The sequence below is a fragment of the Gimesia sp. genome (assembly GCF_040219335.1).
Lineage (GTDB): Bacteria > Planctomycetota > Planctomycetia > Planctomycetales > Planctomycetaceae > Gimesia.
The window spans coordinates 297,624-314,909 of record NZ_JAVJSQ010000006.1 but is presented as its reverse complement, the minus strand read 5'-3'; the positions used below and the strand labels follow the sequence as shown (position 1 = coordinate 314,909).

Annotated in this window: 1 protein-coding gene; it reads right to left on the bottom strand. The window is 51.0% G+C overall.

Annotated elements, in window-relative coordinates; genetic code table 11:
• Positions 1–17,208 (bottom strand): hypothetical protein (locus RID21_RS07220; RefSeq protein WP_350187983.1); only part of this gene is annotated, 17,208 nt, incomplete at its 3' end.
• Positions 17,209–17,286: the final 78 nt, after the last annotated feature.

The window sequence follows — 17,286 nt, the reverse complement described above, 5'->3', positions numbered from 1 at the left end:
GCCATTCACGGTGATCGGTGAATCAACGGTCGGCAGGATGTTAAAGATATCGCTGTCGTCTCCACCGTTGATGGTGGTCTGCGTCGCATTGACATTGCCCAGCAGATCAACGATAGCTCCGGCCCCATCAGTAATCGGATCAACGTTAATTGTAATGGTTGTATCTGCGATGACAGAAGCAAAGAGATCCAACAGGAAGTCATCGCCGGAGTTGAGGATGACATCCGCGCCGGTGGATTCAACAGTAACGCCGAGGCTGAGTGACAGGTTATCACCTGCTCCCGCAGAATCGGTTGCTGTCAATGTGACGGTTCCTGCTGCGGTGACGTCACTGTTTACAGTCAAGGGGCTGGAAGCAGTTACCGTTACGTTACCGTTACTTGCCGTTAAACCGTTAAGTGGTAGGATGTTGCCAATGCTCAGTGCTCCTGTGTTATTGATGACGATATCCCCATTAAAGGCAATCGCTGCAAGCGTACTTACGGCTGTATCAATATCTTCATCACCGGTAGATGTTCCGATGCCGGTTTCTGCTCTGAGCAGAAGTTGTCCTGCGGAGACCAGAGCGTCTTCGGCGACTGAGTTGTCTCTGATGTCGCCTGCGAATGAATGGATTTCAACCGTACCGCCGGCACTTTGCAGATCGGAAATCAGAACGTTATCAGTGGCGCTAATATAAAGCGTGCCCCCCTGAGCGTTGACCAGACCTGCACCGTCAGCCTGGGTGAAGCTGCCACCTGAGCTGAGGTCACTGTCAGCGAGCAGCGTCACACCTGCTGACGAAGTGGTGTCAACCACTGCAGCAGCATTGAGAATCAAATCGTTATCAGCAAACAGGCTAACCTCGCTGCCGTTGGTCTGGACGGTGGTGTTGACATTGATGTCGCCTGTGTTTTCTACGAGGATTTCGCCATCTGTCTGAATCCCGCCGGCAAAGGTACCGCCGCCGATTGAGAGATTTCCTGTATTCTCGATGAAAAAGCCGCCAGTGGTACTTTCTCCGACAATGGTGCCGAGCGTTGTTTCGAGTAAATTTGCACCAGTGCCAACTCCTGAATTACCGCGGAGACGAGCTCCTCCGTCCGCGATTACGTTCGTATCTGTACCATTGCTGTCCAGGATGGCGCCTGCTGTTGACTGGACATCAACCGTTCCACCGGCGACAACCCGGCTGAGCAGGATATCTCCGCTGGCGGTCATTTCGACCGCTCCATTTTCTGATCTGACCCGTGTAGCACCTGCCATCGTGATCGAATCGGCAGATTCGATCAACACGTCGCCGAAAGTCTGAAATTTCTCATCAATCAATAACTGGCCAGTAACGACTAGGCTGATTCCGAAGAGTGCTTCAACACCGACCATGGGGCCGATGCCCCCAATTGTCAGCGGATTGACATTAGTGCTATTGATCCAGATGGTTCCGGATGTAATTGCTTCCAGATTATTAACACTGATGTCCAGAGCATCATCGGCCGTTCCGATGCCAGATGAGGAAGATAAAACGAGTGTGTCTGCTGTCAAAGCATCGTCGGCACTCGATCCACCATCGATGATTGAACCGCCGGTCGCATCGATTACCGCGTTTCCGGTCGTCGTGACATTCTGGTCAAAGATCACGCTCCCCCTGTCTATGGTCAGATCGCCTGAGCCAATGTCGGTGGCGTTGGTCTGGAAGGTAGTTGTGTCATCAAATTTGGCGATGATGGTCACGTCCGCATCAAATGTGCTATCCAGCCCTTCGATATTGAGTGCATCAATTCCACCAGTGGCGTTCGTGTTAATGGTCAGCGATGCGGTGGGATGCGTAAAGATAACCGATTCGCCGAGTGTGGAATTAATCATCGATTCTCCATCGCCGAGGTCACCGTCATCTGAAAGTGTGATGGTTTCAGCAGCACCGGTAAAATTAAAGATTCGATTCACTGCATCGATGTTGTCAATGATCGGCTCCAGACCAGTATATGTGATTGTGGCGGTTCCTTCGCCATCGAAGAAGATGCTGCCATCATTTTCATTCACAAAACGATGTTCGACAGAGGTTGCGGTTCCGCCCACGATTTCCAGGCTGTCGCCGAGGATTTCTCCACCCGTACCACCATTGAAAATGATTCCATCTACAGGATCGAAGCCCCCCCCCACGGGATTGTTGATGACGAGCCGGTCATCGCCGTCCAATCCGTTGAATGTAAAGCCAGTAACACCGGAGAAAGCAATCACGGGACCACTATTGAGCTGATATGTTCCTGAGTCAGCACCGGTCGCATTGATCGTCAGAACATCATCGGCTGCGGTGCCGTTTACAGTGAGGTCTGGCGAGGCAGTGAGCTCATTTTGTGTTTCAATTCCATCATATGCTATATTGGCGAATCCACCTGTCGTGGTAATCGAACCGCTGGAAGCGTCAATGGGGTTTAGTGTTGAAGTTTCTCCGGCAGGAGCTGTATAGTTCAAGACATCCCCGGGCAGTATGGAAGGGGCATCCCCATAAATATCTATTGCAATATCTGAATGTGGGCTAACCTGAATCTGATCAGCACCACTACCGGTTCTGACATCAAGATAATCGATATTCTGCACACCAACCGAGATCAGGCTGGGATCAATCGTTGTTGTCAGGATTCCACCAATTGTGTCAATGGTTGTATTATCAGCGCCCGATGTTCCATGGACAATCACATGATCAGAACCAGATGATCCCTGGCCATCAATCAGCAGAGTTCCTGAAAGACCGTCAAAGGAAATCTGATTGCTGCTGTTGATATCGGTGATCAGAACTTCATCTGAATCAATGGGGGTTACGCTGAGAAAATCATTACCCCCTGCCCGGCCCAGGATAGTCAGATTATCGTTTCCGCCCGCGGAGCTGATTATGACATCAGGAGCGGATGCTCCCAGTTCGACACTGACATTATCATCGGCGCTTCCTGATGCCAAGATAATATCAAGATTTGGAGAATTGAAGTCAAAGTCAGTTACTCCGGCTCCCGTCACTTTGCCAATACCAGCACCAGTGTAAGTCACTTCAATTGTATCGGCGGTCAGATCCCCGGAATCATCGAGAATCAATTCATTCATGCCTCCGGCACCATTGAATACAAACGAGGCAGCATTGATTCCGTCTACGGTTCCGCCATTGTTGTTTAAGCCGCCATTGCCATCGATGATAACGGTATTATTATCATTACCGCCTGCGACAGTGATGTCGTTGACTGCGTTGAGTGTTCCGAACAGACTGGCTGTCGATCCGGTGCCAGGATCTGCGCCACCTTGATCGATCTGGATTTCAATATGAGCAGCAGAAATTAAGGCGGCTCCGGTTTCAACTTCCAGGTCATCACCGACAATCAGGCGTATATAGGATCCCGTGCTTTGTACCGTGGCCCCTGATTGAATCGTAAGATCCTGGTTCGTGGCTGAGTCGAAGGTTGCCAGTAAAATCCACCCATTTGTAGTAATAACGTCTTCTGTAACATCCAGTGTTCCGGTAGAAGTAATTCGAATATTTCCGACCGCATTCAGACCAGTCAATCCACCAGATTCACCGATCGTTAAATCTCCAGTGTTATCCAGATCAATAGATCCTCCTGAGCTGACTTCGAGTGTGGTCACCATCGTTTCGAGTGTGAACAAACCAATGCTACCCACACCTGCGATGAGAGTTGCTTTGTCGGCCGTAATATTATTTAGAACCGAGTTGTTATCAGCAATATTGCCTGATGTCGTCGTGACAGTAACATCGCCGGTTGTCGAGATTTGCCCCAGTTGGATATCACTACTCGCTACAATGTCAATTGTGCCGGATGCGGCATTGATGCTGCCCGCGGATGTAAACGTGACAGTATTATCAGAATTGAAATCCACATTTCCCGTGGTTGTAACAGCGCCATTGACGTTGATATCCTCTGTATTGACCGTGATGTTTCCGCTTCCCAGAGCAACAGATCCTGTAGCTAAAGTGACAGTGTCGTTATCAAGTTCACCATTGATGAAGATATCGGCAGTAAAGGCAGCATCCAAAGAGTTGACAATGATCAGGTCATCACCATCTCCCGCGTTGATTGTCAGTGTTCCGGTGGGATTGAAGAAGGTCAATACTTCACCTGATGTCGAGTTGACGGTTGTCTGACCGCCGCCTGCATCGGTTATCGTAATGGTTTCACTGTCTGCACCATAGTTGAGCGTCACGTTCGTCGCATTCACAGTCGAGGTGATTGGTTCCAGTCCCGTGTAGGTCAGGAAGTTCGTTCCCGAGCCGTTGAACTGGACGCTGCCAGCAGAGGCATTCGTGAAGTAGTATTCCATGGACGACAGGCTGCCCCCTTCGAACGCGAGGGTGTCATTTCCACCTGCACCACCGTTGAAGATGATTTGCAGAGGTGTGTTTTCGTCGATGCCAGTCATGTCAACAATCAAGGTGTCATCCTGATTGACTTCACCATTGATGGTGAGCGGGCCTCCCAGGGCATTCATGGGGACGTTGTAGATCACTTCGCCTGAGTCGACGTCGGTCAGGATCAGGTGAGAGCCTGACAACTCGAGTCGATAGTTATTTGACTGGCTGTTGACGGGCAGAGTGATTTGCGGCGTAGAATCTTCGACGATAATCGCGACGTCATTCCCGTCTCCTCCCAGGTAGGTCAGGAAAGCACTTTGTCCGATTACGCCGAGAAAGTCTGTGAACTCATAACCTTCAGTCAGTCCAACGAAAGTTCCGACAACGGGATCGGTTCCATCGTTGGCGAGCAGTAGAAACTGATCGCCTTCAGTGGGATCATAACCATCGATGAGGTTCAGGCTGGCGCTTCCCAGATTCAGAGTGCCGTTGATGATCAGTTGATCGAAACCGGTTCCGGCAGTAGTGCCGTTGAGTTCGAGTTCCAGAACATCATCGGCATTCAATGTCAGATTGCCGTTGATGGTGACCTGGCCGGGACTGTTTCCTGGGGCCAGGGTCACACTCATGTCGGTTCCAGTCGAGGTCGTGTCAACGTTTTCGGTGTAGGTCCCGCTTTGAATGAAGAGAGTGCCGGAATCGTCGAGCAGGCCAAGGGCGTTCTGGATGCGGGAACCGGCTGCCGGTTCGCTGCCGAAGTCATGTACGCTGAGGCTGGATGTATCGGGCTGGAAACCTGGGGTCACACCATCGGTATCAGCAACACTGATAAGAATGGTGGAGAAATCGATGGGACCATTTGTGTTTCCACCGCCGTCCATGACTCCGACAATGCCGGCGGCAATCACCGAGGCATCCGTGGTGCCCCACCAGTTTCTCAGGGCATCAAGGTTTGCTTGAGAATTCTGAGCGAAGAAAATCAGACCGTCGTTATTCACAATACTGTTATCACGCACGATGACGTTGGTGGGGAAGTCGGAAGGATCTTTGCCGATGCGGATCGCGTAGTTGGTGTCGGTGCCGGAGACCGCAGCGAGATTATCGTGAATCGAATTGTTGGTGATCTCGACATTGTCGACGGTTTCACTGACAAAAATGGCACCATTATTACTGCTGCTGCCGGTGACTTCATTGCCACTGACCACAACGTTCGACCGGCCGACCGTGATACCGTCCTGCAGGGAACCGATTACAGTGTTGTTGATGATGTACGAGGTCTGCGTGTTATAAGTGCCGGAGAAGTCGTTAACTTTGATTCCGTCGTTGTTATTCAGGTGCCCCAGATTCAGGTAGTTTCCTTCAATGGTGACAGCTTCGGAATCATCCACGAAAATAGCGGCGTTTGTGCTGCGGATGTTGCGCATTTCGTTGAAGCGGATGCTGCCATTGCTGGCGGTATCGAAGTTGGCACCATCGCCTTCGATATCAAAGATGTAGTTGTATTGGATGGTGGAGTTGCTGGCGTTGGCCAGTTGGACGCCTTCGTCGCCGGTTGAATTATGAATGATGTTGTATTGAACCGTGATATTATCGACGGGGTTGCTGCTGCGAACCAGATCGCCTGTACCGTTGGTGATGACCAGACCGTCCAGAGTGACATCGTCAGCATCAATCAGAAAGATGCGACTCAGTGATCCGCTGCCATCAATGATGGTTTCGGTGGTGTCGTCAGTTTCATCGCGCAGCGAACCAGTGCCGGGACGTGGGTCGACACCGGCTTGTGCGCCCTGAATGGTGAGGACATTGGAAACCGTGATCGTTGAGCTCGGAGTATACGTGCCTGCTGCGATCTGAGCAGTACCACCGGCTGCCGAGAGATCGACGGCATCCTGAATCTCCGCACCACCTGTTGAGCCGAGCACATTTACGTTTGTTGCATTTCCGGAAATGGACACCGAATCCAGATCGCTATCTAGATTGACGATTGCGGCATTAAAATCAATTGAGTTTGCGGTCACATCTTCTGTGACAGTAATCGCTCCGGAACTCTGAACGGAGACGTCGCCATTTGATGCTGTCAAACCAAGGAGACCATCAAAGCTACCAATTTCCAGAGAACCGGTGTTGATGATGCGAATGTCGCCCGTCGTGGAACTGGCAGCTAAGAGGTTGACCTGCGTTTCCAGATCGGGTCCATCAAAGCCGATGTCTTCAAAAGCACGAAGTGCTGCACTGTTTGCCGTAATGTTCACTGCCGCCCCATTATCGTCAATGATGTGGCCCGTCATCGCCGTGATTACCACATCACCGGTAGTCGTGATATCCATCAGGGCGACGGCGAGTCCAGCGATCAAGGAAATATTGCCAGCCCCTGCGTTGATGGAAGCACTATCAAGCATGACGATTGAACCGTCGGCATTGGCGGTCAGAGCGCCCGTTGAGACCGTATCCCGGAAGACAATAGCGGTATCTGACTGCAGGTCCAGGGTGTATGCACCAGTTATACTACGGAAAAAAGACAGGTCCGATCCAGCATTAATGATCGTGTTTGTTCCGAGGGTCACATCACCAGAATAAGACTGACTACCCCCTGACGTGATACTGCCTCCGTTTAAATTGACTGCTTCGACGGCAAAAACAATTCGGTGTGACTCGCCAATCGACAGGGGCGAGTTCACGTTCAAAGTATCGTTGGCTCCACCTTCACCATAGATGACTAACTCGGCGCCATAATCCGCAGCAAGCGAATCGATGTTGAGAGTGTCGTCTCCGTCGCCGGTAAAGATGGCTAATACTTCAGTGGGAGCAGCAAAGGTAACCATTTCCCCGGCAGTCGAATCAATGGATGTCAGACCGCTTCCGGCATCAGTGACCGTGACCGTTTTTGCGGAATCGGAGTATTGGAAGATTCGCCATTCTGCATCTATCGTGTCAATAATCGGTTCCAGTCCGGTGTAAACAATGGTGGCAGTTGTTTCACTGTCAAAGTAGATGCTGCCGTCGCTGTCATTCACGAATTCATGTTCGATTCTCTCAGTCATTCCGCCCAGAATTTCGAGGGAGTCACCATTGGTCTCATTACCGTCGCCGCCGTTGAAGATAATGCCGTTAACAGGATCAAAAACTCCACCAGTGGGATTGTTGATCACCAGACGGTCATCGCTGGCCAGCCCGTCGAAAGTAAAGTCGGTGATATTGGCGAAACTGACGATTGGACCGCCGTTGAGCTGGTAAGTTCCGGAGTTAGAATTGGTCGCAGTGATGATCAGTGTGTCATGACCTGAGGTACCAACCAGGTTCAAGACCGGATTGTCGGCGAGTGTCAGACTTTCGATTTCGTCGAATGTGACACTCTGATAGCCACCTGTGGCGGAGATTGTTCCACCATCAGCACCGTCGGGGGAAAGGGAAGCGTTCTCACCGACAGGGGTGAGGTAGGTCAATGTGTCGCCGGGAGACATTGCCGGATCACCACCAACGACATTAATCGAAGTATCTGTGCTGGGAGTGACTGAGATATCGTCGGCAGCAGTTCCAGTTGTGAGGGTGATATTTTCCAGTGTCGTATAGTCGAAATCTGCCAGGCCGACTCCTGTAATCGAACCGGCGCCAGCAGGTACTGGAGTTGTTGCCGTTGTGATGGCGATCGTATCACCAGTGGTATCGCCTGAATCATCCAGAATGAGTGAATCGGAACCGCTGGATCCGAGAATGGTAAATGCATTCTGGATATTATCTACGGTACCGCCGTCATTTGCGGTACCGCCATTGCTGTCGATAATGATCAGGTCATCGTGAGAGCCTCCCAGGATCTGGATTCCGTCTGGTGCGATCAAAGTTCCAGTTAAGTAGGCAATGCCCCCTTCGGGATCGACTAAGCCGGAAGGGTTCGTTCCCGTGTCAATGTAGAAATACATACTGGTCGCTGCATTCAGTGTGACCCCGTTTGTGAGATTTAAGATGTCTCCCGCAGTCAGATTGATGTTCGCTGCGTGGCTGGTGATATCCGCATTGATTGTGAGGTCATTCGCTGCTGCGGCGCTATCGTCGACTGTTAAGAATACCGCTTCCTCGGCCTCAATTGTTTCGTTCACATTTAAGAATTCAGAAGAGTGAACTGAAACGATGCCTGTGTTGGATTTGAGACCGGATAATCCATCCACCGTACCGATATTTAACGATCCAGTGTTAATGATCGCAATGTGATAGTCTGCGGTGGCAGCGATTGCATTCACCTGCAAATCAATGCGGTCAGCGCCCATGGATCCGGTTGAACCGATTGCCGAGGCACTTCGTAAAACAACGTTATTCGCGGTAATATTATTGGCCAGTCCATTGCTGTCAAAAATACCGCTGATGGTGGCGGTGACGCTGACATCGCCTGTTGTATTGATCTCTCCAATTCGAACCAGGCTGCCAGTCAAGTCAATAGAGCTGGCTCCCGCATCGATACTCCCGGTCGCATACATAATGAGCGACGAGTTTGTTTCGATCGTAACATTGCCGGTTGTTGTGATGGCGTCATCGATAAATACGATCCCCGCATCAAAGAGCAATTCACCAGAGCCAATATCGATCGCGCCATTCACTTCGATGACCCCGACATCCACGGTGAGATCAGCATCAAAGGCCGCATCCAGACCATTGATTTCGATGGTATCGGCTCCAACATTGCTGTTGATGGTCAGAGATTCCGTGGGATTCACGAATCTGACGGATTCACCGAATGTGGAATCAATGAGAGTCTGACCAGCCGGACCTGCATCATTGACCGAAATCGTCTCTATTCCTGCGGTAAAGGTGAAGACTCGATCTGCAGCGATAATGGTGTCGATGATCGGCTCGAGGCCTGTGTAAGTGATCGTGGCTGTTGCTGCGCCATTGTAGAAAACAGTGCCATCACTGTCGTTGGTGAAACTGTGTTCGACGCTCGTTGCCGAACCGCCCAGGATTTCGAGTTTGTCTCCGTTTGTTTCATCGCCGGTGCCACCGTTGAAGGTGATTCCATTGACGGGGGCGAACAGGCTGCCTGTTGGATTGATGATTGTAAATGTATCGTCACCACCATTTCCATTGAAAGTGAAATCGGTAATGTTCGTCAGTGTAACCGCAGGATAGTTGGCAACTCCCCGAACGACTTCGAGGACTCCTGAATCGGATCCGGTGGCGTTGAGCGTCAATTCATCATCCGATAGCGAACTACCATTGACTCTGACATCGCCACTCATGGAGACACTCTCAATGTTATTGAAAAAGACTGTTGAGTATCCACCTGTTGCGGAAATGACGCCACTGTCCTCATCACTTAAGGAGATGAGAGAACCTTGTCCCGGATGGGGAATGTAATTAAATGTATCTCCGGGTGCTGCAGGCACCATCGGAAATCCTGCATCAACCCTGAGAATGGTACCCATGCTGGGAGTGACATTGAAAGTATCTTCACCAGAGCCACCATACAGATTCACATCAGAGCTGCTGGCAACGATACCCAGGAGACTCAATACGCCCCCTTCGGCTTCCGGGTCTTCTGCGCCATAGGTATCCATATGGATTCCAAGTGTCGTCGAGGCCGAAATTGAGGAAGTGGCGTCCAGCAGGAAGTCATCGCCGGCGAATAGATAAATATTACTGTTGGTCGATTGTACCGTTGCGCCGTTTGTGATCGACAGATCTTCGTTGGCCCCCGCGATGTCACCGCTATCCAGAGAGACTTCATCTCGTGCAGAGATATTTTCGGTTACGGAAATCGCTCCCGTGTTCTTGACCGTTATGGTTCCCTGAGTCGCACTCAGCCCCAGGAGCCCATCGAATGAACCGATTTCCATATTACCGGTATTTTCGATGAGAATATCACCCGTGTTAGAAATGGCAGCCAGGGTATTGACCTGGGTATTCAGATAGTCCGAGTTTTCGTAAATGTTTCCCTGCGCCCGGAGTGCTGCGTGGTTCGCAGTGATGTTGTTGGCATCGCCGTTAATATCATAGATACTGCCATTGACAGAGGTGATATCAACATCTCCGGTTGTCGTGAGTGAAGCGAGACCGATCGGGGCAACTGCAGTTAAGGAGATATCTCCTGCCCCTGCATTAATCTCAACGTCTGACTCCATATTGAAAAAGGCACCGGAACTCGCCGTCAGACCACTCGTGGTGATGTCCTCAAAGAGAGCAATCAGACTGATGGCGGAGACATCCAGAGTAAAGGCACCGTTTACGGTTCCTTCCAGGAAGAGCTGGTCGCCGGCATCGATTGTCGTATCGTCACCCAGAAAAACATTGCCGGAGTAATACTGGCTGCCAGCGCTGGTGATGCTGCCGCCGTTTAAGTTGATGGTTTCTGTGTTAAAGGTAATCGGGGTTGTTGATGTGAGGGACACTGGCGAATTGACATTCACAATGTCGTTGGCGCCGTCCTGACCATTGATGGTCAGGTTCAAATTCAGATCTGCGGCCAGGGAATCGAGATTGAAGGTATCGTCTCCCTCACCCCCTTTAAGTGTCAGCGAACCTGTGATTGCGAAGGGGCCTTCGGCGATATTCGAACCGACGTTGACGGTATCATTTCCCGCGCCGGCATCGATTTCAAACGCGATCGGTGCCAGCTGGACAATGCCCAGGGAATCGATATTAATGATATCGCTCCCGCCACCAGAGAAGAGTTTTAAGAAGCTGGTTGGATTAACGAAGGTCACCAGCTCACCAGCTGTTGAATCAATGGTGGATTGACCACCTCCTGCATCGGTGAGGGTGATCGTTTCTGAAGAGTCGGAGTAGTGGAACTCACGGCTGGTAGCCTCAATGGTGTCAATGATTGGTTCCAGGCCGGTATAGACAATCGTTGCATTCAACTGGCCGTCGTAATGAATGGCTCCTTCATTATCATTCACAAAGCGATGTTCGACGGTTCCTGCCGTCCCCCCCAGAACCTCGAGTGTATCACCGTTCGTTTCTCCGCCGGTACCACCGTTGAAGATCACGCCATCAACGGGATTGAACAGTCCGCCGGTGGGATTGTTAATCACCAGGCGATCATCGCCGTCGAGACCATAGAAGGTCAGATCAGTCAGATTGTTGAATGCGATGATCGCACCGCCATTCAACTGATAGGTGCCGGAATTGGCATCGGTCGCGGTAATAATCATTTCATCATCGCCCAAGGTTCCCTCGATGGTCAGGTTTTCGGTAACGAGTGTGGTTTCAATTTCATCGAACACAACATCCTTATAGCCGACGATGTCGTCTACGATTGTGATCGTACCCCCATCCGGTCCATCGGGGGTTAAGAGTCCGATTTCCCCTGCGGGGGTGACGTAAGTCAGCGTATCGCCCGGGGCTATAGTCGGATCGCCACCGAGAATATTGAAGGCGGTAACAGTGTTGGGAGTGAGAGTAATCTCATCAGCGCCGCTACCAGTTGCCAGGGTCACCTGATCCACGCCGGAATCGTAAGTAATGTCGATGCCCGGCGATGCCATTCCTCTGATCAGACCTGAACCAGGAGCCAGATCCTGGATCTCAATAATATCGCCGGTGGTATCCCCTGAGTCATCCAGGATGAAGGAGTCGAATCCTAAAAACCCATAGAAAGTGAAGGGGAAGTCGAATACATCCAGAGTTCCTCCGTCATTATTCGTTCCGCCATTGCTGTCAATGATGACCGTGTCATCGTGGTTTCCACCGCGCAATTCCAAGGTAGAACCGAGTAGAGTACCGTTTATATTGGCCGTTCCCCCGGCAGTGTCGTTGGATCCTGGTAAGCCAGCATCGATCAACATTTGCACTTCGCCGCCACTGACAGTGCTTCCGGTGGCAATTGTCAGAATATCAGCAGCGGAGAGAGTGACAATAGCGGAATAGCTGGTAACATCGGCATTAATCGTCAGATCTTCGCCCGAGTTGTATGTGTCACCAGTCATCAGATCGACTGCGTCAATAGCATAGACAGCATCGTTAACTATCAGTGCACCATTTGCGATTACATTGACAAGACCTTCGCTGGCGGTGAGGCCTGAGAGTCCATCGACGGTTCCGATGATGAGGTCGCCTGAATTGACGAAACTCAAGTTGCCGGAATCAGCAGATGCTGCCAGTGTATTGGCGTTGATCTCGAGACCTTCCGAGCCGGTAACACTGCGTAATGCGACCTGGTCGGCGGTAATGTTAACGGAACCGCCGTTGGAATCATAAATGGCTGTCGTATTTGCTGTGAGTGAGACATTTCCTGTTGTGCTCAAGCTTCTCAACTGGATCCAGCCCCCGGTCAGGATAATGTCACCTGCTCCCGCATCGATGCTGCCAACAAAGGAAGATGCGAGCATCTGAATTTCAGATGTCGCCTGGATGTTGACATTGCCTGTCGTAGACAAGGCTGCAGCAATTTCCACACTGTCAACATCCAGATTCAAATCACCCGAATTGAGATCCAGGTCTCTAATAAATTCAACGGTTCCCCCATTAATATTCAGGTCGGCATCGAAATCTAGTGCCAGGTCATAGAAGGTCAACGTATCAGCGCCTACCGTCGTGTTGATGGTCAGTGAACCAGTTGGCGATGAGAATGAAACAGAAGGACCGCCGTCTGAATCTACGGTGGTTGACACTACAAATTCACCGTCAGAAATGATGAAATCTTCGTCACCTGTATTATAAGTGAGAATTCGATCTGTGACCGATACCTGATCGTTTACGGCAAAGACGGAGCCGACCCCATTATATTTGATCGTGGCGGTACTTTCCCCATCGTAGAACAGGCTGCCGTTCGTACTGCTGGACATTCGGTGTTCGACTGTTGTCGCCTGCCCACCCATAATCTGAATGGTTCCGGTGTTGGCATTGTAGGTCAAGCCGTTAACGGGATCGAAGACACCTCCTGTAGGATTGATGATGTCGAGTCGATCGAGTCCTTGCTGAGCGTTGAATGTAAATTCCGTAATATTCGAGAATTGAACAACTGGGCCATTATTTAACTGGTAAGTTCCCGAATTCGAATTGGTGGCCGTGATCGTCAGCACGTCACTGTTAAACGTGCCGTTTACAACCAGACTCGATGCCCCACTCATCGTCATGTTTTCGATTTCATCAAAAGTGACATCCGCAGAACCACCAGTGACGCTGATGGTTCCTCCGTCTGAATCGATGGGAGTGAAAGTCGTTGTTTCACTTGCAGGAGTGAGGTAGGTCAACGTGTCACCGGGAGACACAGCGGGATTACCGCCCACTACACTGATGGGTGAATTCGCGCTGGGGGTGATGTTGAACGTGTCTGTGTTGTCTCCGCCTGTGATGGTGGTTCCTGTCGCGGAAACGTCTCCGAGCAGGTCGACCGTGCTGCCAGCGGTATCCGGATCTCCGGCGCTGGGGTCGACGTTGATGTTGATCGTGGTGCTGGAGGTCAGAGTTGCCAGGGCGGACAGGGTGAAGTCGTCGCCTGAGTTGAGTGTGATGTCACTGACCGTACTGCTGATGTCGGCGTTGATTGTCAGATTATCGCCTGCGGCTGCGCTGTCGATGGTGGTCAGTGTGACCGAATCGCCACTGATGGTCTGATTGACTGTCAGCGGGCTGGCGGCTGTAATGATAACGTTGCCGTTGGTAGCGGTGACTCCGTCTAAGGAATCGACGGTGCCGATCTCAAGGGCGCCTGTGTTGACAATTTCAATATTTCCATTCGCAACGGATGCGGCCAGGGTGTTGACACTGGTTTCCAGAGTGTCATCGGTGGATCCGCCGATATCGGTTCCCGCGCGGAGGACTGCACGGTCTGCGTTGATGTTACTGGATTCGTCTGCCGAGTTGTCGGCGATGGCACCAGTCACAGCGGTCAAGCGTACTTCACCGGTGGTGGTGATATTGGTGATCGCGATATTTTCTCCCGCAGTCATTTCCACATCGCCGGAACCGGTATTGATGGAACCACTCAGTTGACCGGCTACCGTTCCTGCATTCACCGTGAGTTCATTTACGGTCACATCGTCATAGAACACGACGAAACCATCGGATGTGACGTCCAGAGCGTGACTGCCATTGACGGTAAAGTCAAAATAAATTCCCTCGCCGCCGGTATTGTTGATGACAGTATCGGCTCCCAGGTTGACATCACCATGATAGGACTGCCAGACATAGCCGTTGGTTGTAATACTGCCACCGTTCAGATTGATATCTTCTGCAGTCAGCAGTAAGTATTTGTCGGCTGAGAGACTCAGCGATGTGTTCACATTCAATGTATCATCATCATCGCCGCCAACGATGCGCAGCTCACCACTGTAGTTGTCTGCCAGTGAATCGATATTGATAATGTCGTCACCACCGCCCGCATTGATGAGCAGAACATCGGTTGGATCGATGAAGGTCAGCATTTCTCCCGCGGTGGAATTTACCGTGGTCATCCCGCCGCTGGCATCGGTGATGCTGATGGTTTCGCTGGAATCATCGTAGTAGAGAACCACATTTTCACTGTCCACCGTCGACGTGATGGGCTCGAGACCGGTATAGGTCAGGAATTCGTTCATCGGAGTATTCAATGCGATTCTGCCGTCACTGGCGTTGTCGAAATAGTAATTCATGGTTACCAGATCGCCGCCCGTCAGATTAAGCGCATCGTTTCCGCCGATGCCACCATTGAAGACCACCTGTAGTGGCGTGGAATCATCGATACCGGTCAGGTCAATCGTCAGTGTGTCATCCTGACCTGGTTCGCCATCAATGATGAGGGGGCCTCCGAGCGCGCTCAAAGGCACGTTGTAGAGTACGTCGCCCGTTGTATCATAAGAGAGGATGACATGCTCACCGACCAGTTTCAGCGTGTATTGATCTGCTGTGCCGTTGAAGGGGAGCGAAACCTGTGGCGTTGAGTCCTCGACAACAATCGCCAGGTCATTGCCGTCACCTCCCTTATAGGTCAGATAGGCACTCTGGCCGGCGACTCCCATGAAGTCGGTGAACTCATAACCTTCGGTGAGTCTGGTGAGTGTGCCGTCCAGGAAAAATTCACCTTCAATAGGATCGGTTCCATCATTCTGGATCAGAATGAACTGATCTCCTTCGAGGGGGTTATAAAAGTCCTGTAATTTCAGGAAGCTGTCATTGATCGAAACGCTGCCATTCACGACGACCTGATCGTAACTCGTACCGGCGGTATTGCCTGCAATCTGGAAATCGAGGGTGTCGCCAAAATCGAGACTCAGATCACCGTGCATGACAACCTGGGCAGCGCTGGTTCCGATACCGAGTGTGACATCTTTGTCGGTTCGGGATGAAGTCGCGTTTGCGTTTCCGAGATAGGTTCCCGGAGCGATGTAGATATTTCCTCCATCGGCAACTTTGTCGATCGCATCCTGAATCCGCGTGAAGGCATCGTAACCAAATTCAATCGCACCTCCAGGTCCATCAGGATCCTGTCCGACAACAGGATTGCTGAAATTATCATCGACAAAGATGGTTGGAGAAAGGGGCGATGATGGGCCAAACGCATAAGCAGAACCCGTTTTTACGATACCCGTCGTTCCGCCAAAATCATGCTCGTGTGCGTTGGCACCGACTACGATGGTGTCACCACTGATGGAAACGCTTCTTCCAAAATTAGTGTGGAGTGTCGGATTCGAGGGATAAATTTTCTGTACGGGCGCTGACGTCCAGCCTCCTGCTCCATTATAAATGTAAACCGACCCTGCATTGGATATAAGATCATCATCAAATACATTTCCGACGACAGCCAGATTTCCGCTGATGGAAACCGAATATCCGTACTGTTCATATTGGGCCGCATCAGCGGCTCGCAATTCAGCAACAATCCCCCAATTGTTGAACTCGTCTGCTTCCAGGATGTACGCTGACCCTGCATTGACTGGATCCGGACGATAATTAGCTCCAACGATTGCAGTATTTCCGTCGATATCTACCGCCCAGCCGAATTGAGAACCCGCTACATTTGCAGAGACTTTCTGAGTTTCACTCCAGCTGTCATCTGAAACTTGAGACGTACCCATACGATCTCGACTATAGAAATAAACTGCACCAGTACTTGAATCATCTCTATAAGAACCGACGATGATTGTATTGCCATCCTCAGTCACTGAGACAGAGTTACCGAACCAGTCATCACCCGTTCCGTCGGAAGCACGCAGTGTATTAACAGAATGAGAGCTCCAGGAATCGTCAGTTGAAAAAACATAAGTGGCTCCCAGGGGGTATCCAAAACTTCGATCAGAATGGACTCCCAGGACAGCAGTGTTGCCTTTAATGGCGACAGCGTTTCCAAACCCTTCCTGTCCCAGAGGCTCCATATCCTCAGACCTGGACAGAGTCGTCGTATAACTCCACACATCGTCTGTCAAATCATTGAAGGTACCAGAATCCATGCGTGTAAAAATATATGCCGAGCTGGGACTGTCTCCATCTGTAGCAAAAGGGGATCCTACAATGATTAAGTCCCCGTCGATGTCGACTGCTGTACCGAATTTATCGTACTCAGGATTGGACGAACTGGGAGTAAGGAGAGTCGAATGAAAATCCCATGTATCATCGGTTTCGTTGTCAGGCGTATTGGCATCATTGCGGACATATATATAAACCGCCCCGCTATCGACACCTTGTGACGTATCTGCTTCAGGCGCTCCCACCACCATCCAGTCACCATCAACGGCAACTGCCTGGCCGGTCAAATCCAGGTGCCCGGGATTTGTTGCAGCGTCGGGCAGCAATTCCCCCTGAAAGAGGGAGGTGAGCAATGTGCGGTCTTCCAGCGCTTCTGCTGTCGAAATCCTGTTTGTGACAATCGAATTCCAGCGTCGACGCAGGGAACGCCGTTCACGTGAGCGATAAACCGGGCGTTTCAAAATACGGGACGTAAGATTACCCAGCCAGTTCGTAAGCAGCATCCTGTCAACTCCTCAGTCAGTGAGATCTTAGTAAGTTAAATTGGGATGCGATTTCAGCCGGGATTCAAACTGGCCCGC